Raw genomic sequence first — 22,949 nt, forward strand, 5'->3', positions numbered from 1 at the left:
TCTTTAGTCTGGTTCGTCGGTGGGTCAGTTCGCCAGGTCGTCGACCGTCGCGGATTCGTTGCGCGACAGGTTGATTCCCAGGTTGGCCGCCGCACGCTCGAGGTCCTCGTCGTCGGAGTCCTGCATGGTGATCGCGGCACCGTCGGAGGACAGCACCTCGACGTTCAGGCACAGCGACTGCAGCTCCTTGAGGAGCACCTTGAACGACTCCGGGATACCCGGCTCGGGGATGTTCTCGCCCTTGACGATCGCCTCGTACACCTTCACGCGGCCGACCACGTCGTCGGACTTGATGGTCAGCAGTTCCTGCAGCGTGTAGGCGGCGCCGTAGGCCTGCATGGCCCAGCACTCCATCTCACCGAAGCGCTGACCACCGAACTGCGCCTTACCGCCGAGCGGCTGCTGCGTGATCATCGAGTACGGACCGGTCGAACGCGCGTGGATCTTGTCGTCGACCAGGTGGTGCAGCTTGATGATGTACATGTAGCCGACCGAGACCGGGTACGGGAACGGCTCGCCGGAGCGACCGTCGAACAGCGTCGCCTTGCCGTCACCGTTGACCATCACCTCGCCGTCACGGTTGGGCAGCGTGGAGCCGAGCAGGCCCTGCAGCTCCTCTTCGCGCGCACCGTCGAACACCGGGGTGGCGGTGTTGGTGTCGGGCTCCGCGGAGTACATCTCCTCGGGCAGCTTCGACGCCCAGTCCGGCACGCCGGAGGCCACGTTGATGTTCCAGCCGGCCTTGGCAATCCACCCGAGGTGGGTTTCCAGGATCTGGCCGATGTTCATACGACGCGGCACACCGTGGGTGTTCAGGATGATGTCGACCGGGGTGCCGTCGGGCAGGAACGGCATGTCCTCCTGCGGGAGGATCTTGCCGATGACACCCTTGTTGCCGTGGCGGCCGGCCAGCTTGTCGCCGTCCTGGATCTTGCGCTTCTGAGCCACGTACACCCGCACGAGCTCGTTGACGCCGGGAGCCAGATCGTCGTCGTCGTCGCGGCTGAACACGCGCACGCCGATGACCTTGCCGGTCTCGCCGTGCGGCACCTTCAGCGAGGTGTCACGGACCTCACGCGCCTTCTCACCGAAGATCGCGCGCAGCAGTCGCTCCTCCGGGGTCAGCTCGGTCTCGCCCTTCGGGGTGACCTTGCCGACCAGGATGTCGCCGTCGCGGACCTCGGCACCGATGCGCACGATGCCGCGCTCGTCGAGGTCGGCGAGGACCTCGTCGGAGACGTTCGGGATGTCCCGGGTGATCTCCTCGGCACCGAGCTTGGTGTCGCGGGCGTCGATCTCGTGCTCCTCGATGTGGATCGAGGTGAGGGTGTCCTCCTCCACGAGACGCTGGCTCAGGATGATCGCGTCCTCGTAGTTGTGGCCCTCCCACGGCATGATCGCGACGAGCAGGTTCTTGCCCAGCGCCATCTCACCGTCTTCGGTGCACGGACCGTCGGCCAGCACCTGACCGACCTCGACACGCTGCCCCTCGTCCACGATCGGACGCTGGTTGGCGCAGGTGCCGTGGTTGGAGCGGGCGAACTTGCGCATCCGGTAGGTGTCGCGGCTGCCGTCGTCGGCCATCACGGTGATGTAGTCGGCGGAGACCTCCTCCACCACACCGGTCTTGTCGGAGACGATGACGTCGCCGGCGTCGACGGCGGCACGCAGCTCCATACCGGTACCGACCAGCGGCGACTCGTTGCGCACCAGCGGCACGGCCTGACGCTGCATGTTGGCACCCATCAGGGCGCGGTTCGCGTCGTCGTGCTCGAGGAACGGGATCATCGCGGTCGCGACCGACACCATCTGGCGCGGCGACACGTCGAGGTAGTCGACCTGATCCGGGTTGACGAACTCCACCTCGGAGCCCTTCTTGCGGACCAGCACACGGCCGTCGGTGATCTGCCCGTTCAGGTCGTAGTTGGTGTTGGCCTGCCCGACGAGGTAGCGATCCTCTTCGTCGGCGGTCAGGTACTTGACGCTGTCGGTGACCACACCGTTCTCGACCTTGCGGTACGGGGTCTCGATGAAGCCGAACGGGTTGACCCGCGCGTACACCGAGAGCGAACCGATCAGACCGATGTTGGGACCCTCCGGGGTCTCGATCGGGCACATGCGGCCGTAGTGGCTCGGGTGGACGTCGCGGACCTCGAGGCCGGCGCGCTCACGGCTCAGACCACCCGGGCCCAGCGCCGAGAGACGACGCTTGTGCGTCAGACCCGACAGCGGGTTGTTCTGGTCCATGAACTGCGACAGCTGGCTGGTGCCGAAGAACTCCTTGATCGCCGCCACGACGGGACGGATGTTGATCAGGGTCTGCGGGGTGATCGCCTCGACGTCCTGGGTGGTCATGCGCTCACGCACGACGCGCTCCATCCGCGACAGTCCGACGCGGATCTGGTTCTGGATCAGCTCGCCGACGGTACGCAGACGACGGTTGCCGAAGTGGTCGATGTCGTCGACCTCGACCGGAACTTCGACGCCGCCGGGCACCGTCATGTAGGTGACGGTGTGCGGGTCGGCCTCGTGCAGACGCACCAGGTACTCGACCGTGGCGACGATGTCCTCACGGGTCAGCACGCCCTCGCCCGACATCGGGTTGTCGGTGAGGCCGAGCTTCTTGTTGATCTTGTAGCGGCCGACGCGGGCGAGGTCGTAACGCTTCTCCTTGAAGAACAGGTTCTCCAGGAGGTTCTCCGCGGACTCCTTGGTCGGCGGCTCGCCCGGACGCAGCTTGCGGTAGACCTCGAGCAGCGCCTCGTCCTGGTTGGCGGTGTTGTCCTTCTCCAGGGTGGACATCATAATCTCGGAGAAACCGAAGCGCTCGGTGATCTCCTCGGTGGTCAGACCCAGCGCCTTGAGCAGCACGGTGACCGGCTGGCGACGCTTGCGGTCGATACGCACGCCCACGGTGTCGCGCTTGTCGACGTCGAACTCGAGCCAAGCACCACGGCCCGGGATCACCTTGACGGTGTGCAGGTTCTTCTCGGTGGCCTTGTCGATCGAGGAGTCGAAGTAGACGCCCGGGCTGCGCACCAGCTGGCTCACCACGACACGCTCGGTGCCGTTGATGATGAAGCTGCCCTTGTCGGTCATGATCGGGAAGTCGCCCATGAACACGGTCTGCGACTTGATCTCACCGGTGTTGTTGTTGATGAACTCCGCGGTGACGAACAGCGGCGCCGCGTAGGTCATGTCCTTGTCCTTACACTCCTCGACGGAGGCCTTGACCTCGTCGAAGTGCGGCTCGGAGAAGGACAGCGACATCGAGCCGGAGAAGTCCTCGATCGGGGACAGTTCGTGCAGGATGTCTTCGAGGCCGCCGGTGGGGTTGTCGTCACCGCGGGCGATGGCCTTGGCACGCCACTCGGGGGAACCCACGAGCCACTCGAAGGAATCGAGCTGGAGGTCGAGAAGTCCCGGGACCTCCAGTGGCTCGTCGATCTTTGCAAAAGATGCGCGCTTGGGCGCGCCGGGGATGGTTGAGGTGGACTGGCGGTCGAGTGCCAAGATGCGTCCTTCCAACACGAAGTGTTCTACCTAGCTCGGTGCTTGGCTTGATGGGCCGTTCGCTGGTGACACCCTGCGACTTCGGCGATCACCACGAGCACACACAGCAAAGGTGGCCAGAGGAAGGATCGGTACATGGACAGGAGGCAGCCAGCGCAACGTCCAACTGTAGCAGAAAATAGACGCACTTTGTCAAGTCGCGTCGTGAAGTGACTCCGCGCTGATGGCTGCCTGCACGTTGATCACTGGTCACAGACTGGCCCGACATCGCCGATACGTCAAGCGCTACGCGCATATTTGCCCCAGAAAACTGGCGCCTTACCTGCGCAGAGGCGTTTACAGCAGCAGTCCCAGCGCGTCGCGGCGACGATAATTGTCGCCTCCGCACGCTGGGACTGCAGTTGGATACCAGGCTGGGACGCTAGAAGGCCTCGACTTCGTTGATCAGCCACGCGTCTCCCTGCTTGACCATGCCGAACTGGTAGCGCGGCGCGGCGCTCTGTCCGGCGAGACCGGCCTGCTGCTGGCTGACGATCATGTTGACGATGACCCGGGCGGTGGCACCGTCGTCGCCGCCGCTGAGGTCGGCGACGCCCACCGTTTCCACCCGGCAGTCGGCGACCGCCTGGGTCTGGTCGAGGATCTCGCGCTGCTGCGGCAGGTACTGGTCGAACTCGGTCAGCGCCTGACCGGTCAGGACCGCGCGCGCCTCACCGGCCCACTTGTCGATGTCGACGGTGTTGACGGTGAGCGCGCAGGCCTTGCTCTGCACCTGAGACGTCAGTTCCGTGGTGGCGGGCTGATCGATGAATGCCTTGTTCGGTCCGATGTCCGCGCCGGGGTGCACGCCCGCGATGACCGCGAAGATGCCGAGCAGCACCGCGATCGCGGCCAGCACCCCGACGACGGTCCGCGGCCCGTATCGCGCGACGCGTCGGTGCGAAGGTGTGCTCGACGATGTCGTCGACGACGCGGTCGCACTGTCGCCCGGCCGGAGGGTGGACACTCTCGAGACCGGTCGCTTGGCGGCGGGCTTGGGCTTGTCCGCTTCCGCGGTGTCCGCTTCCGCCGTGTCCTCTTCCGCCTTGTCGCCGGTCGTCACTTCATCCGACGGGGTTCTGTCGGCGACATTCTGGGTTCTGTCGGCGACATTCTGGGTTCCGTCGGCGACATTCTGGGTTCCGTCGGCGACATTCTGGGTTCCGTCGGCGGGATTCGGGGTTCCGTCGGCGGGATTCGGGGTGCTCCCGGCGGGAACCGGGGGCTGGCCCGGCGCCGGTCGACCCGCGACGCGCGGGGTGAACTTCCGCTTGGGTGACTTCCGCGACGGACGTGGGTTGGTCGGCATCAGTTGCCTCCTCCCCCGCTGCTGTCCGTGTTCCCGCTGCTGTCCGCTCCCTCACCGTTGTCCTCGGTCGCGGCCGCGGTGCCCGGGTCCTGGTACTGCAGCGAGTCGAGCGGAACGATGTCGTTGGCCTTCCACGAATCGCCGTCCTTGGTCATCGACACCGAGAAGCCCATCGTCTGGGTGACGCCGGCCTCGTTCTCGCGCTTGGATGTCGCGGCGACGTACACCAGCACCTTCGCGTTGCCGCCGTCCGCGTCGACCTCGGTGGGTGCGCTGCGCATGAGACGCGACGTGAGGGTCGCGGCCTGCGGCCCGGCGTCGGAGATCATCGAGTTCAGGTTGTTGACGTCCTGATTGGTGATCTGCTCGCGCGCCTTGCCCGTCAGCGAGGCGTCCACCCGACGCTTCCAGTCGGCGGTGTCGCGCGGGTCCACCGTCGTCACGTTGATGATGGCCTGCTCGGCACCGTTCACCGCGCCGTCGCGGGCCTCCTGGATGGGCTTCTGCACGAAGTACGCCTGATAGCCCTGGTAGCCGAACCAGACCGCACAACCCGCCGCCGCGATCACCGCGACGATGGCAGCCGCCAACGCGACCGTCACGCCGCTGCTGCGCGACGATGCCCGACCCGACGTCGGGCTGCTCGATGTGTTACTCGTCATCGGCGGTCACCCTAACCATCGGGACCTGAGAGGAACCCAAGCGATCACTGCGGACGGACTCCCAGCAGCGCGGCGAGCTGCCGTGCCAACGGGTTCAGATTGAGCTTGTCCGGGTCCTTCTTCGGGATGTCATCCCACGGCTGGGCGAACTCCGGATTGGCGTACACCGCCCGCTCGGCACTGCGCACACCCGTAGGATTACCCACCGGCACCGTGCACTTGGCGTCGGTGTTGAACGGGAACTCGTCGTACCGGATGTCGAAGGACGGGTCCTCACGCTTCATCCGGTCCACCATCGCCTGCGTGCTCTCGTAGCCGCGCGTACACGCCGCCGGATTGTTCGTCTCCAACACCACGCCGAAGTGGATCTGACCATCGCCCGGCGCAGGGCTGTGGCTGCCGGCCGAGAGCGCCGACAGCATCGCGAACGTGGGCGCGGTGGCGAAGCTGGTGGGTTCGATGGTGCGCACGGTGCTCGCCAACTGCTTGACCACTGTCGAGATGTCACCGCCGCTCTCCTGCAGCAACGCCGAGATCTGGGTCGCCGAGGCGGTCCCCGTGGTCAGCAACCGCCGCAGATCCGGATCGGCCGACGCCAACGTCGCGGTGATCACATTCAGATTCCGCGACCACGACAAGATCGCGTCCGACTGCTCGGCCTGCGTCGTCAGCACCACATCGGAGTTCTGGATCAGCGAAATCGTCTCATCCAGCGAGTCGTATCCCGCCCGCGACAACGTCGACAACGAATCCACCAGGCGCGTCAGATCATTGGCCCGACCATCGAACGCCTTGCCCAGCTCCGTGATCACCGTGTGCAGATCGTCGACCGGGATCGACGAGGTGAAATCGATCGCCGAGGCCACCACGTCCTCCAGCTCCGGCGGCACCGACGTCTCCGTGATCACCGAGCCGTCCTCCAGATACGGGCCCTCCGACGACGTCGGCTGCAGATCCACGTACTGCTCACCGATGGCCGACCGGTTGGCTACCACCGCCGCCGACGACGCCGGGATCTCCGGACCGTCCGAGTCCAGCTCCAACGCCACGTTCACGCCGTCGTCGGTCAGCGTCAACGGGCCGACCCGGCCCACCGGCACACCCCGATAGGTCACCTCGGCGTTGGTGAAGATCCCACCCGACGACGGCATCGACGCGGTGACGGTGTACTGGCCGTAACCCGCCAGCCGGTCCAGGCGTGCGTACTTCGCTCCGACGTACACCAGGGCGATCAGCCCGACGACGACGAACACGATGAGCTGGATACGCGCCATCTTCGACAACATCAGCGTCCTCCGTTCCGTGCCGAGGCGCGCATCATCGTCCCGCTCCGATCATGTTCAGTGGCCCGTCGATGAACCGCTGGCCCGGCTGGGCGGGTGGCAGCAGGGTGAAGTCGGCGTTGTCATCGCCGGAGCCGGTCTCGGGGCTCGACTCGTCGGCCGAGGCCGGGTTCATCGGATAGGTGCCACCGGACGGCGGCGTGTTTGGCCCCGGCTCCCAGTTCGGTCCCGGCGGCAACAGCGTGATGGTCGGCCAGCCGTAACGCGGCCCGTTGTCACCGATGTACGGGTTGCGCGGGTTGACGGGCACGTCCACCCGCTGCGGCGGCGAGTACTCCGGTGTCCCCTGTCCCACGCCGAGCGCCTCCAGCTGATTGAGCAGCCGCAGGTCGAGGGTCATGAACAGGTTGGTCGAGTCGCCGTGGACACCCGGCAGCAACCAGTCCGGGAACGGATGGGTCAGCATGAGCGGTGCCGCGGTGATCAGATCGGGTGCCGCCTTCGACAATTCGGTGAGCACCGGGCGCAACGCCTTCAGATCGGTGATCAGCGCGTCGCGTGACTTGCTCAGCACATCCGTACCGACCTGACCGAGCTCATCGAGCTTGGTGAGCAGATCGACGAGCTGCGGACGCTGCTCCTCGAGCACGGCCACACCTGCGGGGATCTCGTCGAGGATCCGCTCGATCTGCACCGTCTGGTCCGCGGCCCGCGTCGACAGCCGCGCCAGTCCGTCGATCGCGTTGACGATGTCGTCGCGCTGCCGGTTGAGCCCGGTGATCAGGCCCTCGGTCTGTTCGAGCAGGCTGCGTACGACGGGGCAGGTCCGGCCCTGCGGACCGACCTCACACGGTTGGTCGACCGAGCCCTCCAGGGCCTTGTTCAGTTCGGTGACGATCGGCTGCAGCTGATTGATGCCACCACCGTTGAGCAGCATCGACAACGCGCCGAGCACCTGCTCGATGTCGGTGGCGGTGCGGGTGCGACCCACCGGGATCGGGTCGGCCGGATTCTGTTTCGGCAGCTCGTTGGCATTCTCGGGTTCGGACAGTTCGATGAACTTCTCGCCGAGCAGCGAGGTCTGCTGCACGGCCGCGGTGGCCTCGTCGGAGAGGTCGATTTCGTTCTGCACCTCCACCTTGACCTGCGCATACCACTGGTTGTCGGGCACCTCGATCGCTTCGACGCGGCCGACGGGGATGCCGTTCATCTTCACCATCGACTGCGGCACCAGGTCGAGGATGTCGTCGAACTGGATCTGGTAGGTCCGCGGGTTGTCGCCGGTGTCCACGCCGCCGGGCAGCGGGATCGACTGGATGCCGTTGGTCCCGCAGCCCGCCAGGATCAGCACGAGTGAGGCCATCGCGGCACCGACGACGGCCCGCAGCGGTGTACGCGTGAGGACGTTGCGCATCAGTTCTCACCGGCCTCGGGACGGGCGGCCGAGGGCCGTGTGACCGCAGGTCCGGTCGGCGGCGCGGACTCCGCACCCGACTCCAGTTGCGGGTCGGGGTTGCCCGGCGTGGTGCCCGGCGCCGGATAGCGCTGCAGCTTGTCGTTGCTCATGATGCCGAACGGCAGCACCGGCAGCAGCGGCTCGAGCACACCGTCGGTGATCTGCCGGCCGATCTCCTCGCACTGACTGATGATCGGGGCGAGGGTGGTGCTGAACTGTTCGGCGGCCGGATTGCCGTCGAGCAGCTTGCCGAGGTCGAGCAGGCGACACTGCGCACCGATCAGGTCCTGCAGGTCCGGGATGGTCAGCCGCATCGCCAGGGTGCCCGATTCGGCGTCGTAGGCGTTGATCAGGTTGTTGATGGTGACCGGCAGGACGGTCAGGATCTCCTTGAGGTGGTCTTTGGTGTCGAGCAGCGCCTGCGTGGTGGGCTGCAGGTCCCGGACCGTGTCGCCGAGCAGTTCCCGGTTGTCCTGGACGAACGTCGCGACGTCGCCGAGGGCCACCGAGAGTTTGTTCAGCGACGCCGCCAGCTGGTTGCGCTCGCCGGCGAGGAACTGGTTGAACGACGCCATCTGCGTGTTGAACTGGCGGACCTGGGCGTCGTTCTCGCGCAGCGCGCCGACGAACACGTCGAGGTTCTTCACGGTGTCGACGATGTTGCCGCGCGAGTTGCTCAGCGTCGTCGTCGCCTTGGACAGTTCCTCGATGGCCGAGCCGAGCTTGGCGCCGTTGCCCTCGAGGTTGTCGGCGCCGGTGGCGACCAGGTCGCTGACCGCGCCGTCCTTGTTGGCCCCTTCGGGGCCGAGCGCCTCCGACAGCTCCTGCACGCTCGCATAGATCTGGTCCACCTCCACCGGGACCATCGTCTGGTCGAGTGAGAGCGTGATGTCCTTGGGCGCCTTCTCCCCTCCGCTGTAGGCGGGGGTCAGCTGCACGTAGCGGTCGGCGACCACCGACGGGATGATCTGCACGGCCCGCACATCGGCCGGCAGGTCGATGCCGCGGTTGACGGTCATCGTCACCTCGACCGTGTCACCTTGTGGGGTCACCTCGTCGACCTTGCCGACCTCGACACCGAGCACCCGGACGTCGGAGCCGGAGTAGATGCCGACGCTGCGGGCGAAGGTGGCGGTGATCTTGGTGGTCCCGATCATCGAGAACGCCCACCACAGCACGCCGGCGACGATCAGCGCGACGATGAGCCCGAGGACGAGAACCACGATGTGGCGCGGGGTGAACCAGCGCCCCGGTCCGGCGGTGCCGGTGAGGTCGGGTGCGGTGCTCATCAGCCGGCCTCCGTTCCACCGTTGTTCTGCAGTACCTGTTTGTTGGGCGGTCGGGTGGTGTTCTGCTGCGGCAACGCCGGCGGCAGCAGGTTGGTGACCACCGACTCGAACCAGCGCCCGTTGCCCAGCACGTTCGCGTAGAGCCGGTAGAACGGCGCCATGTAGGTGACGGTGTCGCGCAGGTTCTGGTTCTGCGCGATCAGCAGCTGGTTGACCTGCTGCAGCGACTCCAGCGCCGGACCGATCTGTTCCTGGTTGTCGGCCACGATGCCCGACAACGAATCCGACAGCACGGTCGTCGTGGACAGCAGCCGCGAGATCGCCTGTTGCCGGTTGTTGAGTTCGTCGAGCAGCTGGCCGGCTCCGGCGATCAGCCGCACGAATTCCTCGTTGCGGTCGGCGAGGATCTGCGACGTCGACTTCGTCGCCTCGAGCAGTCGCTGCACCTCTTGGTCGCGGCTGGCGATGGTCTGCGACAGCCGCGTCAGACCGTCCAGCGACGGCCCGATGTCGCCGGCGGTGCCGGAGAACGCGTCACTCAGCGATTTCATCGAGGTCGCGAGCTGGTCGGTGTCGAGCTCCTCGATCTGATCGGCGGCGTCGGAGAACGCTTCCACCACGTCGTAGGGCGCGACCGTGTCGGTCAGCGCGACGTCGGGGTCGGCCGGCTCGGTGCCCTGCGGGTTCAGCGCCAGATACTTCTGACCGAGGATGGTCTTGATCTGGATCGAGGCCTGCGTTTGGTTGCCGATCCAGGTGTTGGTGACCCGGAAATCGACGTCCACGTGATCGCCGGCCAGCGAGACACCGTCGACCTCGCCCACCTTGACGCCGGCCACGCGCACCTCCGCGCCGGGCTTGAGGCCGGCGGCCTCGGAGAACTGGGCGGTGTAGCGGGCGGCCGCGCCGATCAGCGGCAGCGAGTTCAGGAAGAACGCCGACACCGCGGTCATCAGCAGGATCAGGATGCCGATCGCGCCGATGCTGACCGGGCTGCGTCGACCGCCGAAACGACGGTGCGGATGCACATTCTCCTGCGGCTCGGCATCGGACTGCTGGTCGGCGTGTGCGGCGGCCCGGACGTCCTCGGTGGAGAAGCGTTCGGTCTGCGCGTCATCCCCGTATCCACGGTTGTCACCGCCCGGCTGCTGCCGGTCTTGTTCGTCAGCCACAGGTCATCCCCCCGGCCTCTCGTCTTTCCAGCAGCGGGTGGCCGCGCTGGTGTAGAGCACGTGATTGATGTCGGGCAGCGGGATCAGCGGCTGGGTGAGCAGCGTCGACTTCCCGTTGCCCGCCACCACGTCGATGCCGCACAGATAGAACTGGAACCACGAGCCGAAGCTGGCCGCACGACCGATCTTCTGCAGCTTCACCGGCAGGTTCGTCAAGATCTCTGCGACATCCTCGTCACGGGCGTTGATCTGATCGGCCAGCGACTTCAGTCCCGCGATGTCCCCCTGGATCGCCGGACGGGTGGGCTGCAGGATCGACGCGGTCACCGCGGTCAGGTTCGACACCGAAGTGATCGCCGATCCCACCGATCCGCGTTGCGCGGCCAGGCCGGTCACCAATTGCTCGGTGTTGTCGAGCAGCGCGGTGAACTGGTCCTCGTTGCGGTTCACGGTGTCGAGCACGGTGGTGAGGTTGGTGATCAGCTCGCCGATGACCCGGTCCTTGTCGGCCACCGCGTTGGTCAGCTGCGAGGTGCTGCTGATGAGCTGGGAGATGGTGCCGCTCTCCCCCTGGAACACCTTGATGATCTGGTCGGAGAGCGTGTTGACGTCGGCCGCCGACAGTTCCCGGAACAGCGGCTTGAAACCGTTGAACAGCTCGGTCAGGTTCACGGCCGGATGGGTGTTCTCGGCACCGTCGACGCCGAAGGTGTAGCCGGTGTCGACGGTCTTGTTCGGGTCGCCGGCCCCCTTCTCCAACGCGAGATAGCGCAGCCCGGTGAGGTTGCGGTAGCGGATGTAGATCTGGGTGCCCTCGGGCAGCTGGTCGCGGTCCACGTTGAACTCGACCATCGCCTTGTTGCGCTCGTAGACCTCCACCGAGGTGACCTGGCCGACGCGGACACCGGCGATGCGCACGTCGTCGCCGGGGTTGAGCATCGCGGCGTCGGAGAACACCGCCTTGTAGTCGCTGTCGCCGTCGCCGCCGGCATTGGCGATGGTCAGCGCCAGCAGGCTGGTGGCGATGACCGTGACCACGCCGAAGGTGATCAGCTTGATCAGCGGTCCGGTGATGGATTTCATCGGATGGTGACCTGCGCTCCCTGAAGCGACGTTCCGCCGATCGTGGTGACCCACAGTGGGACCTGCTCGGGATCGGTGCCGTTGGCGCCGCCGTAGATGACCTTCAACTGCTTCACATAGTCGGGATCGTCGAACGGATTGGCCGCGATACGGCCGACCGGCGTGGCCGAGAACTGCGGTTGCGGCAGGGTCGCCACGTCGCGCGGGCCGGCGTTACGCGACGGCGGCTGATAGGAGCCGTCGGCCAGGCCGCCGCCCGGGTACTGCGGGAACGGCCGGCCGTCGGTGGCCGGTTCGTAGCAGACCGCGGGCGGGTCGGTGTCGAGCAGCCGCGGTTCGTCCTGGTTGGGCAGATACCGCCCGCGCGGGTTGACGAACTGCAGGTTCACCCGCACGCCCGGGTTGTCGGTGCCCTCGCCGACGATCTTGCGGGACTCCGGGATCAGGCCGGCGAAGTTGCGGAACGTGCACACGAAGGTCGGCGACTGCTTGGCCAGACCCACCAGGAACGGCTCGGAGTCGACGGCGAGGTCGATCAGGTCGGTGCGGTTCTGCCGCAGGAACGCCGTGGTGTCGGTGGCGGCGACGCCGACGGTGGCGATCAGGGTGCGCAGATCGCCCTGCCGTTCCACGATGGTCGCGTTGGTGGTGCGGAAGTTGTCGAGGGCGTCGATGACGTCGGGCAGCGCCTCGGAGTAGGTCTGCGAGAAGCTCGACAGTCCGCGCAGGGTGCTCTGCAGTTCCGGCATGTTGTCGTTGAACCGCCGGAAGATGGTGTCGAGTTCGTCGAAGGTGACGCCGAGCTGCTCGCCGCGGCCGGCCAGCGCCTGCGACAGCGAGGTCAGCGTGACGTTGAGGTCCTGCGGCGGGATGGCGTCGAGTACCGGCAGCAGATCGTCGAACAGTTCCTGTAGTTCCTTGGCGTTGCCGCTCTCATCGGTGTAGATGGTGTCGCCGGAGGCCAGGGTTTGCGCCGACGCGTCGTCGGTGGGTACCTGCAGATCCACATAGCGTTCGCCGAACAACGTCTTCGGCAGGATGCGCGCGGTGGTGTTCGCCGGCAGTTGCGCGGCCATGTCCGGGTCGAGGCCCAGGGTCACCGCCACCTCGTCGTCGTCGGTCGGTTCCACGTCGCGGACCTCGCCGACGAGCACCCCACGCGCCTTGACATCGGCATTCGCCGGCAACGCGTTGCCGGTCGAGTCGGTTCTCAGGGTCACATTGGTGAAGGTCGTGAAGCCGTCGTTGAACTTGGTGATGGTGACGACGAAGAACATGGCGACCACCAGGAAGAACACCAGCCCGAGCAGCCGGCGACGCAGCGTCGACATCGATCAGCCTCCCACTCGCACCGTCGTGGTGGTGCCCCAGATGGCCAGACCGAGGAAGAAGTCGAGGATCGCGATGAGCACCAGTGCGGCTCGCACCGCGTGACCGACGGCCACACCGACGCCGGCCGGTCCGCCGGTCGCGTAGTAGCCGTAGTAGCAGTGCACCAGGATGATCACGAAGGCGAACACCAGCACCTTGCCGAAGGACCACAACACGTCGGCCGGTGGCAGGAACAGGTTGAAGTAGTGGTCGTAGGAGCCGCCGGACTGGCCCTGGAACACCGTGGTGATGGTTCGCGACGCCAGATAGGCCGACAACAGACCGAGTACGTACAGCGGGATGACCGCGACGAAACCGGCGATGACACGGGTGGAGACCAGGAACGGGATCGACGGCACCGCCATGGATTCCAGCGCGTCGATCTCCTCGGAGATGCGCATGGCACCGAGCTGGGCGGTGAAACCGCAGCCGACCGTCGCCGAGAGCGCGAGCCCCGCCACCAACGGCGCCACCTCACGGGTGTTCACATACGCCGACAGGAAGCCGGTCAGCGCCTGCGAACCCAACTGGTCGAGTGCGGCATAACCCTGCAGACCCACGACCACACCGGTGAAGCCCGACATCAGCACCATCACACCGACGGTGCCGCCGATGACGGCGAGACCGCCGGAGCCGAACGCCACCTCGGCGAGCAACCGCAGCACCTCGCGGGTGTAGTGCACCAGCGTCCGCGGAATCCAGGCCAGCGTGCGGCCGTAGAACGACATCTGCTCGCCCGCACCGTCGAGGACCTTCAGCGGTTTGCCCAGCTGCTTGCGGGCCTCGTACCGGTAGTACTCGGGACGAGACTTCGCGATCGTCACGCCGCCACCATCTGCAGCCACCCCTAGCCTCCCTTCGGCGGAACGATCTGCAGATAGACCGCAGTGATGATCAGGTTGGCCAGGAAGAGCAGCAAGAACGTGATGACCACGCTCTGGTTCACCGCGTCGCCGACGCCCTTGGGGCCGCCCTTGGGGTTGAGGCCCTTGTAGGCGGCCACGACACCGGCGAGCACACCGAAGATCGCGGCCTTGAAGGTGGAGATGTAGAGGTCGGGCAGCTGCGCCAGCGCGCCGAACGACGCCAGGTACGCACCAGGGGTGCCGCCCTGGACGACGACATTGAAGAAGTAGCCGCCACCGATGCCGACCACGGCGACCAACCCGTTGAGCAGCATCGCCACCAGCACCATCGCGAGCACCCGCGGCACCACGAGGCGCTGGATGGGGTTGATGCCGAGCACTTCCATCGCGTCGATCTCCTCGCGGATCGTGCGCGAACCCAGGTCGGCGGCCACCGCAGAGCCGGCGGCGCCGGCGATCAGCAACGACGTCACCAGCGGCGATCCCTGCTGGATCACCACCAGCACGCTGGCGGCACCGGTGTAGGACTCGGCACCGAGCTGCTTGATCAGCGAGCCGGTCTGCAGGGAGACGATGGCGCCGAACGGGATCGCGATCAGCGCGGTCGGCAGAATCGTGACACTCGCGATGAACCAGGCCTGCTGGATGAACTCCCGCCACTGAAACGGGCGCACGAACGACTGACGCGCGACATCGACGAAGAGCTGCACGATGTTGCCGGTCTGGGCGAGAGCGCCCGTTCCGGCCTGAGCTATCCGATCAACGCCACGCGTGGTGGCACTGCTCATCCTTAGTGACTCCGACCGTCGGTGGGCTGCTGGTGGCGGCCGGTGTCGATGGGCTGGGTAGTGGTGGAGTCCGCCGCGGGCGGGGTGGCCCAACTCTGCGTCGGCGCATCGCTACCCGGGTAATCATCGCCCCCGGCAGAGGTCCATTCCCCCGACCCCTGGCCCGCTCCGACAGCGACGGTCTGCTGCTCGTCGACGTGGGCGGCCATCTCGTCGCGCATGCGGTCCTCTTCGGCCATGCTGCGACGGATCGCGTCCTGCGCATTCGGCGGCAGGTCGGGCAGCATGTTGTGCACGCGCTCCCGATGCCGTTTGATGGCCTTGCGCTCGGGCATCCCCGGGTTGGGCTGCACCTGCGGGATGATCTCGGAGAAGTCGTCCTTGGTGCCGCCACCGCCGATGCCGGCGGCCTGCATGGCCTCTTCCTGCTTCTGTACGGCCTCGTCCTTCTCCTCGGACATGCCGATGGGACCGAAGCGGTCGCCGGAGAGGAACTGCTTGACCACCGGCTGTTCGGAGGTCAGCAGCTGCTCACGCGGACCGAACATGACCAGTTCCTTACGGAACAACATGCCGATGTTGTCCGGGATGGTGCGGGCGATGTTGATGTTGTGCGTCACGATCAGGATCGTGGCGTCGATCTGTGCGTTGATGTCGATCAGCAACTGGCTGATGTAGGCAGTACGGACCGGGTCGAGGCCCGAGTCGGGCTCGTCGCACAGGATGATCTGCGGGTCCAGCACCAGCGCGCGCGCCAGGCCGGCGCGCTTGCGCATACCGCCGGAGATCTCACCGGGCAGTTTGTCCTCGGCACCGGCCAGACCGACCAGGTCGATCTTCTCCATCACGATGTCGCGGACTTCGTCTTCCTTCTTCTTCGTGTGCTCACGAAGAGGGAAGGCGATGTTGTCGTACAGGCTCATCGAGCCGAACAACGCACCGTCCTGGAACAGCACGCCGAAGAGTTTGCGGATCTCGTAGAGTTCCTTGGCCGAACACTGGGTGATGTCGGTGCCGTCGATGATCACCGAGCCCTGTTCCGGATGCAGCAGACCGATCAGGGTCTTCAGGAACACCGACTTACCGGTACCCGACGGTCCGAGCAGCGCAGAGACCTCACCGGCAGGCAACGTCATCGTCACGTCACGCCAAATATTCTGCGACCCGAACGACTTGGTGAGCCCCTCGACACTGACCTCTACACCCACGGCATCCTCCCAGACATTCGCTGCCCCCTCGCTGCGATCGGTGTGACCACACACGTACCGGCGACATTTGTGGTTGGGGTCACTGTAGCGGACGACTCTGCAGCTCACACCCACCTGCGACACCAACTGGGACGCCCGACCGAAATCCCCCGAGGACGATCAAACTCCCTTACCCGCCGGTAAGTTGGCTCGCTCGCTGAGCGTAGTCGAAACCACCCGATTGGCAAAGTGCGCCACCGATCACTCCGAGGGACCGCGGGGTGCGCCGCGGCCCCACCACGCACGGTCCATCCACCTCGCCGAGGCCGGCGCTCGTCGGACCAGCATGGGCCCGCCGGACCGGCCCGGCGGACGACGGTGTTGCGTATGATCATTATCATGGTTATGGTGATTTGAGTCACTTGCTCCCCCGCTCGTGCCCCACCCCACAAAGTCCGCGCTGACGTCGATCGAGAGGAAACACCCATGACCGAAAGCCACTACGACTCCGTTGTGATCGGTGCCGGCTTCGCCGGCGTCTACATGACCCACAAGCTCGTCGAGCAGGGCTTGACCGTGAAAGCCTTCGAGGCCGCGGAGACCGTGGGCGGCACGTGGTTCTGGAACACCTATCCGGGCGCCCGGTGCGACTGCATCAGCATGGAGTACGCCTTCACCTTCTCCCCCGAACTCATCGACGAATGGGAGTGGACCGAGCGCTATCCGGCCCAGCCGGAGATCCTCCGCTACCTCGAGTTCGTCGCCGCCCGCCTCGACATCAAGCGGCACTATTCGTTCTCCACCCGCGTCGAGTCGGCCCACTGGGACGAGAACTCGGCGCTGTGGTCGGTCTCCACCGACACCGGCCAGACGGTGACCGCCAAATACCTGATCACCGCCGCCGGCTGCCTGTCGACGTCGTCGACCCCCGCCTTCCCCGGGATCGAGCAGTTCGGCGGCCAGACCCTGCACACCAGCGCATGGCCGCGCGAGGGCATCGACTTCTCCGGGATGCGAGTGGGCGTCATCGGCACCGGGTCGTCGGGCGTGCAGGTCATCCCGAAAATCGCCGAACACGCCGAGCACCTCACGGTGTTCCAGCGCACGCCGGCATTCAGCCTCGACTGCGGCAATCGGCCGCTGACCGAGAAGGAGAAGCGCGACTTCAAGGAGAACATCGAGGAATTCAAGGTGCTCTCCCGCCAGTCCGGCAGCGGGCAGTTCACCGACACCCTGGAGGTCAACGCCCTCGACCACACCGAAGAGGAGCGCACCGCGGTCTACGAGGACCGCTGGAATCGCCACCGGGCCATCGATCTGATCGCCTGCTATCCCGACCTGTTCACCGATCGCGCCGCCAACGAGACCATCGCGGAGTTCTTCCGCAGCAAGATCCGCGCGGTCGTCGAGGACCCGGAACTCGCCGAGGCGCTCTCCCCCCGCGACTATCCGCTCGGCGCCAAGCGGATCACCTTGGACACCGGCTACTTCCAGACCTACAACCGCGACAACGTGTCACTGGTGAGCGTCAAGGACGCGCCGATCGAGGCCATCACAGCCGCCGGTATCCGCACCGCCGACGCGGAATACCCACTCGACGCCATCGTCTTCGCCACCGGTTTCGACGCGATCACCGGTCCGCTGATGAACATCGACATCCGGGGTCGAGACGGTGTGCAGCTGCGCGACAAGTGGGCCGACGGCCCGATGACCTACCTGGGTCTCGCGGTGGACGGATTCCCCAACATGTTCACCCTCACCGGACCGGGCAGCCCGAATGTGCTCACCAACGTGGTCTGCGCGATCGAACAGCATGTGGAGTGGACCGCCGACGCCGTCGCGCATCTGGAGTCGGTGGAGGCCCGCACCTTCGAAGCCGACGAGACCGCCGCCAAGCAGTGGACGGCGGAGGCGGTCGAACTCGCAGACACCACGCTCTACCCCGAGGGCAATTCCTGGTACACCGGCGCCAACATCCCCGGTAAGCCGCGCGTGATCATGTCCTACGTCGGCGGCCTCAACGTCTACCGGGAGATCTGCGACGACGTGACGGCCAAGGGCTATGAGGGCTTCACCATCGCCGGCTGACCCCTGGATATGACGATGGCCCGTGGGTGTGTTCACCCACGGGCCATCGCAGTTCTCTCGATCCGCAGTAGGAACCGGCGATATATATACGCCGGTTGGTACTACGAAATCGCTGAGAGAGGTCTTACTTGACCGAAACCGAAGCGCCGGCCTCTTCGAGCTTGGCCTTGGCAGCCTCGGCGGCGTCCTTGTCGACCTTCTCCAGGAGAGCCTTCGGAGCACCCTCGACGAGGTCCTTGGCTTCCTTCAGGCCCAGGCCGGAGACGATCTCGCGGACCACCTTGATGACCTGGATCTTCTTGTCGCCCGCGCCCTCGAGCACGACGTCGAACTCGTCCTGCTCGGCAGCGGCGGCAGCCTCGCCACCGGCAGCCGGGGCACCGGCAGCGGCAACGGCGACCGGAGCCGCAGCGGTGACCTCGAAGACCTCTTCGAACTTCTTCACGAAATCGCTGAGCTCCAGCAGGGTCAGTTCCTTGAACTGATCGATGAGCTCGTCAGCGGTGAGCTTCGCCATGGTGGCGTCCTTCCTGTCAGTCCCCGTACGGGGGTTGGTTCATCCCCGTACGGTTCGGGGATTGCTTGGGTGCAGCGCGGCCGAATTACTCGGACTCGCCGGCTTCGTTCTTCTTCTCCTGCAGAGCAGCGGCAAGACGCGCCACCTGCGAGGCCGGCTGGTTGAACAGTCCGGCGGCCTTTGCCAAGTTGCCCTTCATGGCACCGGCGAGCTTGGCCAACAACACTTCGCGGGTCTCGAGGTCGGCGATCTGCTCGATCTCGCCGATGGACAGCGCACGGCCGTCCATGTAGCCGCCCTTGACCACGAGTGCCTTGTTGTCCTTGGCGAAGTTCTTGATCGCCTTTGCGGCCACCACCGGCTCGCCTTCGATGAAGGCGATGGCGGTCGGACCGCTGAACAGCTCGTCGAGTCCCTCCACGCCCGCTTCGGCAGCGGCACGCTTCACCAGGGTGTTCTTGGCGACGGAGTAGGTTGCGCCCTCACCGAGCGAACGTCGCAGTTCGGTGATCTGGCTGACGGACAGGCCACGGTATTCCGTGACCACCGCTGCCGATGAGCCCTTGAACTGCTCGGCGATCTCCGCAACAGCGGCGACCTTTTCGGACTTGGCCATACTTCGCCTCCTCTCTCATCACTAGAGTTGGGTTCAGACCCAACCGGAGAGCCGAAGAGGCGGAAAGAAAGCCGTGCAGATACGACAAACGCCCCGGCACGCAGAGGTCCGGGGCGTGAATCGGCGCGCAGCGGCGCCGTCATTCCTCGTTCTCCCTGCGTGGGCCGCCGACCCTGTCGTCACCGCGGTGACGTGAGCCGGACCTTCGATCGGGAATCCCAGCTGGGAGCCCGATGACCGACGGTCTCTGGTTGAACCGATACGGCACACGGATGTGTGCCACACCAAGCGAAGAGGTTACCTGAGGATGGTCGACGCATCCAAATCCGAGGCCGCCGCCGGGTGGGACGACCCGGCCGAGGCCTCCGCCGACGCCCGCGCGGCGGCCGCAGCCGAGGCCATTGTGAGCCGCCACCTGCGACGATTCGCGTGCCTGCCCGGCACCCGGCTGGCCGCGATCGCCTGGCCGTCGTCGATGATCCCGGGCGCGCTCGGCCGCTGGCACTACTGGTGGCAGGCACATGTCGTCGACCTGCTCGTGGACGCCGCGAAACATCGCTCACCCGCTCTCGCCGACGATACGCACCGTCTGCTGCGCGGCATCGCGCTGCGCAATCTGGGCCGGTGGACCAACAACTACTTCGACGACATGGCCTGGCTCGGGCTGGCGCTCGAGCGGGCGGATCGTCATCTGGGGGTGGCGCGGGACAAGGCCCTGCAGACGCTGACGTCGCGGCTGTACGACGCGTGGGTGCCGCATCTCGGCGGCGGTATCCCGTGGCGCACGATGGATCTGTTCTTCAATGCCCCGTCCAACGGGCCGGCCGCGATCCTGCTGGCCCGCACCGGCCACGTCGAGCGTGCGGTCGCGATGGCCGACTGGATGGACGCCAACCTCGTCGACGACACCACCGGGCTGATCGTCGACGGCGTCAAACCGGGCTTGGCCGACAGCCCCCGACAGGTGGTGCACGATATCTACACCTACTGTCAGGGCGTCGTGCTGGGCACCGAACTCGAACTGCTGCGACTGACCGGCGACGCGATACACCTCGAGCGGCTCGACCGACTGCTGCAGGCCGTCGAGAAGGACCTGTGCGAGGACGGGGTCATCCCCGGTGCGGGCGGCGGCGACGGCGGACTGTTCGCCGGCATCCTCGCGCGTTATGTCGCGTTGATCGCGACCGACCTCCCGTCCGGCAGCGACGGGATCCGCGCGCGTGCCGCGGCGATCGTGACCACCAGCGCCGACGCCGCGTGGACGCATCGTCGCGACACCGAGCACGGACCCGTGTTCGGCGCCGACTGGCGTCACCCTGCGCGGTCGCCGGGCGACGACGGACGGAAGTCCCAGTTCAGCGGCGGATCGGTGCGCTCGTCGCAGATCCCGGAGCAGGACCTGTCGGTCCAGTTGTCGGGCTGGATGGTGCTGGAGGCGGCGGCGGCCGTCGAATCGAGGTCACCAGAGCATGATGAAACCGACGCACCCTAGTTAGCGATCCGATATCGGGGCTGAGCTATCCTCGTCCGGCGAGGTGACGAACGCCACACCTGCGGTGTGGGTCTCACCTCGCAATTCGGCACACGACAGGTGCCGACGACGAGCAGGCGATGATGCCCGCAGGACATCGGTGGTGCATCGCGCCTTGAGGCAGGGTGATGCACCATGACGTACCGGTTGGACCAGCCAGGACGCGCCACCGCGGCGCCCGCGCCCGCACGGCGCAGGCTCGGCGCACCGCATTTCGGCTCGCTACCGCTCGGTGATCCCACCGGCGGCGCCGACGCGATCCGCTGGCGCGAGCAGGTCGACGGCAAGCCGCTGTATCCGCGGGTGTCGATCCGGCGCGACGTCGTGCTCACCATGACCGACGGGGTCCGGCTGCGCGCGACCGTCGTACGTCCGGCCAACCGCTTCGGGCAGACCGTGCTGACGCCTTACCCGGCCGTCATCAACATCAATCCGTACAACCGGGTGGCCGTCGACGCCCTCGACCACACGCTGCACGCGCCGGTGCTCGGCAAGGCGCTGCGTACCGCGTCGGCGTCGATCGACGCCGCCGGCACCGGGCTCGAAGGGCTCACCCAACTCACCAAGACGCTCTCCGGCGGGGTTTTCGACGTCTTCGGCATCAACCGCAACCTGGTGCGCAGCGGCTATACACAGGTCATCGTCGACGTCCGGGGCACCGGCGCCAGCCAGGGCAAATGGCAGATTCTCGGCGAGCGTGAGCAGCAGGACTCGGTGGAGATCATCGACTGGGTCGCCGAGCAGGACTGGTGTGACGGCACCGTCGGGCTCGCCGGCTGGTCGTACTCGGCGATCAACTCGCTGCAGGCGGCCGACAAACGTCCGGCCGCACTGAAGGCCGTGTTCGCCGTCGAGGGCTGTGACGACATCGTCCGCGACATCTACATCACCGGCGGCATGCCGTCCGCGTTCATCCCGACCTGGCTCTCGGCGGTCAACCTGCTCAAATGGGTGCCCAATCCGTCGACCCCGGTCCTCGACATCCTGCGCGGCGACACCCTGCGCTGGGCGCGTGACCGCATCAAGTCGCCGGCCACCGAGATCGGGTCCCTGCTGTGGGGGTTCCTCACCGCCCGCGACGACCGCATCTTCGACGACCCCTACTTCGACGAACGCGACCCGCAGGTCGATCGCATCGAGGTGCCCACCTTCACCGTCGGCGCCTGGCACGACCTGTTCGGGCGCAGCGCGACCGGCATCTACGAGCGGTTGCGGATGGAGCCGGGGCGTAAGCAGATGCTGGTGGGCGACGGCTACCACCTCGACGTCGGGTCGGGGTACGGCGGCAAGAGCTCCCCGCCGCGTCTCGATGTGCTCGAACGCGCATGGTTCGACCGCTGGCTCAAGGGACACCGCAACGGGGTCGAGTACTACGGCCCGGTGACCATGCTGCAGCAGGGCGGCTCCTGGACCTCCGGGCAGAGTTTTCCGCGGCCGGGGGTGCGCACCCAGCGTCTCTACCTGCACAACAGTTCGTCGGGCTCGGCCGAGCATGCGGTACACGACGGCACACTGAGCCGCGAACCGGTCGATCACCTGACGTCGATACATGTGCGCGCCGACATCCGCGGCGCGATGTCGCGCGACATGACCCAGGTGACCGCGGGTGCGGCCATGGCGTTGGGACCCACCTTCACGGTGGATGCCCGCTACCAGGAGCGCGGCGGTCTCTCGTTCAGCACCGAGCCGGTCGACGAACCGACCACGATCAGCGGTCCCATGAATTTGCGACTCAATGTCGCCACCACCGCGCACGAGGCGATCTGGGCGGTCACCGTCAACGATGTCGCCCCCGACGGCACCTCGACGGTCCTGACCAACGGCGCGCTGTCGGCGTCCAACCGCGCCCTCGACAAATCCAAGTCGACCTACGCCGCCGACGGCAGCCTGCTGTCGGCGCATCACTATCTGTCGCACAAACGCAAGCTGCCGGTGCCCGCCGACGAACCTGTCCGCATCGACGTCGATCTGGTGCCGACCGACGCCATCCTCGACACCGGCCATCGCCTGCGGGTCGACGTGTACGCCGCCAGTTTCCCGCGGTATCTCACCGTGGTGCCCGACCTGATCAAGGCCCGTGGCCGGCGGCAGCGCCTCGTCCTCGACCCGCGCCATCCGAGCTACCTGACGTTCTGCGCGGGCGGGCAGTTCTAGACCGGCGGGGGCGGGGTAGCCGTCC

The 22,949-nt window shown here is 66.4% G+C and carries 17 protein-coding genes; 3 read left to right on the top strand and 14 right to left on the bottom strand.

The features are described 5' to 3' along the window. Positions 1-24 precede the first annotated feature (24 nt). From rpoB to NWF22_RS04160, 12 genes are all read right to left on the bottom strand, one after another. Complete coding sequence (gene rpoB, locus NWF22_RS04105; protein ID WP_160900504.1) at positions 25-3,513, bottom strand: DNA-directed RNA polymerase subunit beta; 3,489 nt, start codon at positions 3,511-3,513, stop codon at positions 25-27. Positions 3,514-3,934: 421 nt separating this feature from the next. Next, complete coding sequence (locus NWF22_RS04110; RefSeq protein ID WP_160900503.1) at positions 3,935-4,861, bottom strand: hypothetical protein; 927 nt, start codon at positions 4,859-4,861, stop codon at positions 3,935-3,937. Continuing rightward, a complete protein-coding gene (locus NWF22_RS04115; protein WP_233750866.1) occupies positions 4,861-5,523 on the bottom strand; it encodes a conjugal transfer protein in 663 nt (220 codons plus the stop codon). The genes NWF22_RS04110 and NWF22_RS04115 overlap by 1 nt, the downstream gene beginning before the upstream one ends. A gap of 44 nt (positions 5,524-5,567) precedes the next feature. Then, positions 5,568-6,809 (bottom strand): MCE family protein, encoded by a 1,242-nt coding sequence (locus NWF22_RS04120; protein ID WP_160900502.1) that lies wholly within the window; start codon positions 6,807-6,809, stop codon positions 5,568-5,570. Between the two features lie 31 nt (positions 6,810-6,840). Next, positions 6,841-8,220, bottom strand: a complete 1,380-nt coding sequence (locus NWF22_RS04125) for an MCE family protein (RefSeq protein ID WP_160900501.1) — start codon at positions 8,218-8,220, stop codon at positions 6,841-6,843. Beyond that, complete coding sequence (locus NWF22_RS04130; protein ID WP_160900500.1) at positions 8,220-9,551, bottom strand: MCE family protein; 1,332 nt, start codon at positions 9,549-9,551, stop codon at positions 8,220-8,222. The genes NWF22_RS04125 and NWF22_RS04130 overlap by 1 nt, the downstream gene beginning before the upstream one ends. After that, on the bottom strand, positions 9,551-10,579 hold the full coding sequence (locus tag NWF22_RS04135) for an MCE family protein (protein WP_160901376.1): 1,029 nt from the start codon (positions 10,577-10,579) through the stop codon (positions 9,551-9,553). Before NWF22_RS04135 ends, NWF22_RS04130 begins: the two co-directional genes overlap by 1 nt. 147 nt (positions 10,580-10,726) lie before the next feature. Continuing rightward, entirely contained in the window at positions 10,727-11,806 is a 1,080-nt protein-coding gene (locus tag NWF22_RS04140; protein ID WP_160900499.1) for an MCE family protein, read from the bottom strand. Then, a complete protein-coding gene (locus NWF22_RS04145) occupies positions 11,803-13,137 on the bottom strand; it encodes an MCE family protein (protein WP_160900498.1) in 1,335 nt (444 codons plus the stop codon). The genes NWF22_RS04140 and NWF22_RS04145 overlap by 4 nt, the downstream gene beginning before the upstream one ends. A 3-nt stretch (positions 13,138-13,140) precedes the next feature. After that, a complete protein-coding gene (locus NWF22_RS04150) occupies positions 13,141-14,022 on the bottom strand; it encodes an MlaE family ABC transporter permease (RefSeq protein ID WP_160900497.1) in 882 nt (293 codons plus the stop codon). Positions 14,023-14,024: 2 nt separating this feature from the next. Next, on the bottom strand, positions 14,025-14,831 hold the full coding sequence (locus NWF22_RS04155) for an MlaE family ABC transporter permease (protein ID WP_160900496.1): 807 nt from the start codon (positions 14,829-14,831) through the stop codon (positions 14,025-14,027). A gap of 2 nt (positions 14,832-14,833) precedes the next feature. Continuing rightward, on the bottom strand, positions 14,834-16,039 hold the full coding sequence (locus tag NWF22_RS04160) for an ABC transporter ATP-binding protein (RefSeq protein WP_160900495.1): 1,206 nt from the start codon (positions 16,037-16,039) through the stop codon (positions 14,834-14,836). Positions 16,040-16,504: 465 nt separating this feature from the next. Between NWF22_RS04160 and NWF22_RS04165 the strand changes: the two genes are divergently transcribed. Continuing rightward, on the top strand, positions 16,505-18,106 hold the full coding sequence (locus tag NWF22_RS04165) for a flavin-containing monooxygenase (protein ID WP_160900494.1): 1,602 nt from the start codon (positions 16,505-16,507) through the stop codon (positions 18,104-18,106). A gap of 124 nt (positions 18,107-18,230) precedes the next feature. Here NWF22_RS04165 and rplL read toward each other — a convergent pair whose 3' ends face one another. Beyond that, on the bottom strand, positions 18,231-18,623 hold the full coding sequence (gene rplL / locus NWF22_RS04170; protein ID WP_160900493.1) for a 50S ribosomal protein L7/L12: 393 nt from the start codon (positions 18,621-18,623) through the stop codon (positions 18,231-18,233). Positions 18,624-18,708: 85 nt separating this feature from the next. After that, positions 18,709-19,239: a 50S ribosomal protein L10 gene (gene rplJ, locus NWF22_RS04175; RefSeq protein ID WP_160900492.1), complete on the bottom strand. Its 531-nt coding sequence runs from the start codon at positions 19,237-19,239 to the stop codon at positions 18,709-18,711. Positions 19,240-19,546: 307 nt separating this feature from the next. Here rplJ and NWF22_RS04180 point away from each other — a divergent pair, with 307 nt between their 5' ends. Then, complete coding sequence (locus NWF22_RS04180; RefSeq protein ID WP_160900491.1) at positions 19,547-20,731, top strand: glycoside hydrolase family 76 protein; 1,185 nt, start codon at positions 19,547-19,549, stop codon at positions 20,729-20,731. 174 nt (positions 20,732-20,905) lie between these two features. Then, on the top strand, positions 20,906-22,924 hold the full coding sequence (locus tag NWF22_RS04185) for a CocE/NonD family hydrolase (RefSeq protein WP_160900490.1): 2,019 nt from the start codon (positions 20,906-20,908) through the stop codon (positions 22,922-22,924). Positions 22,925-22,949 lie beyond the last annotated feature (25 nt).

This window comes from Gordonia mangrovi (genome assembly GCF_024734075.1).
Classification (GTDB): domain Bacteria; phylum Actinomycetota; class Actinomycetes; order Mycobacteriales; family Mycobacteriaceae; genus Gordonia; species Gordonia mangrovi.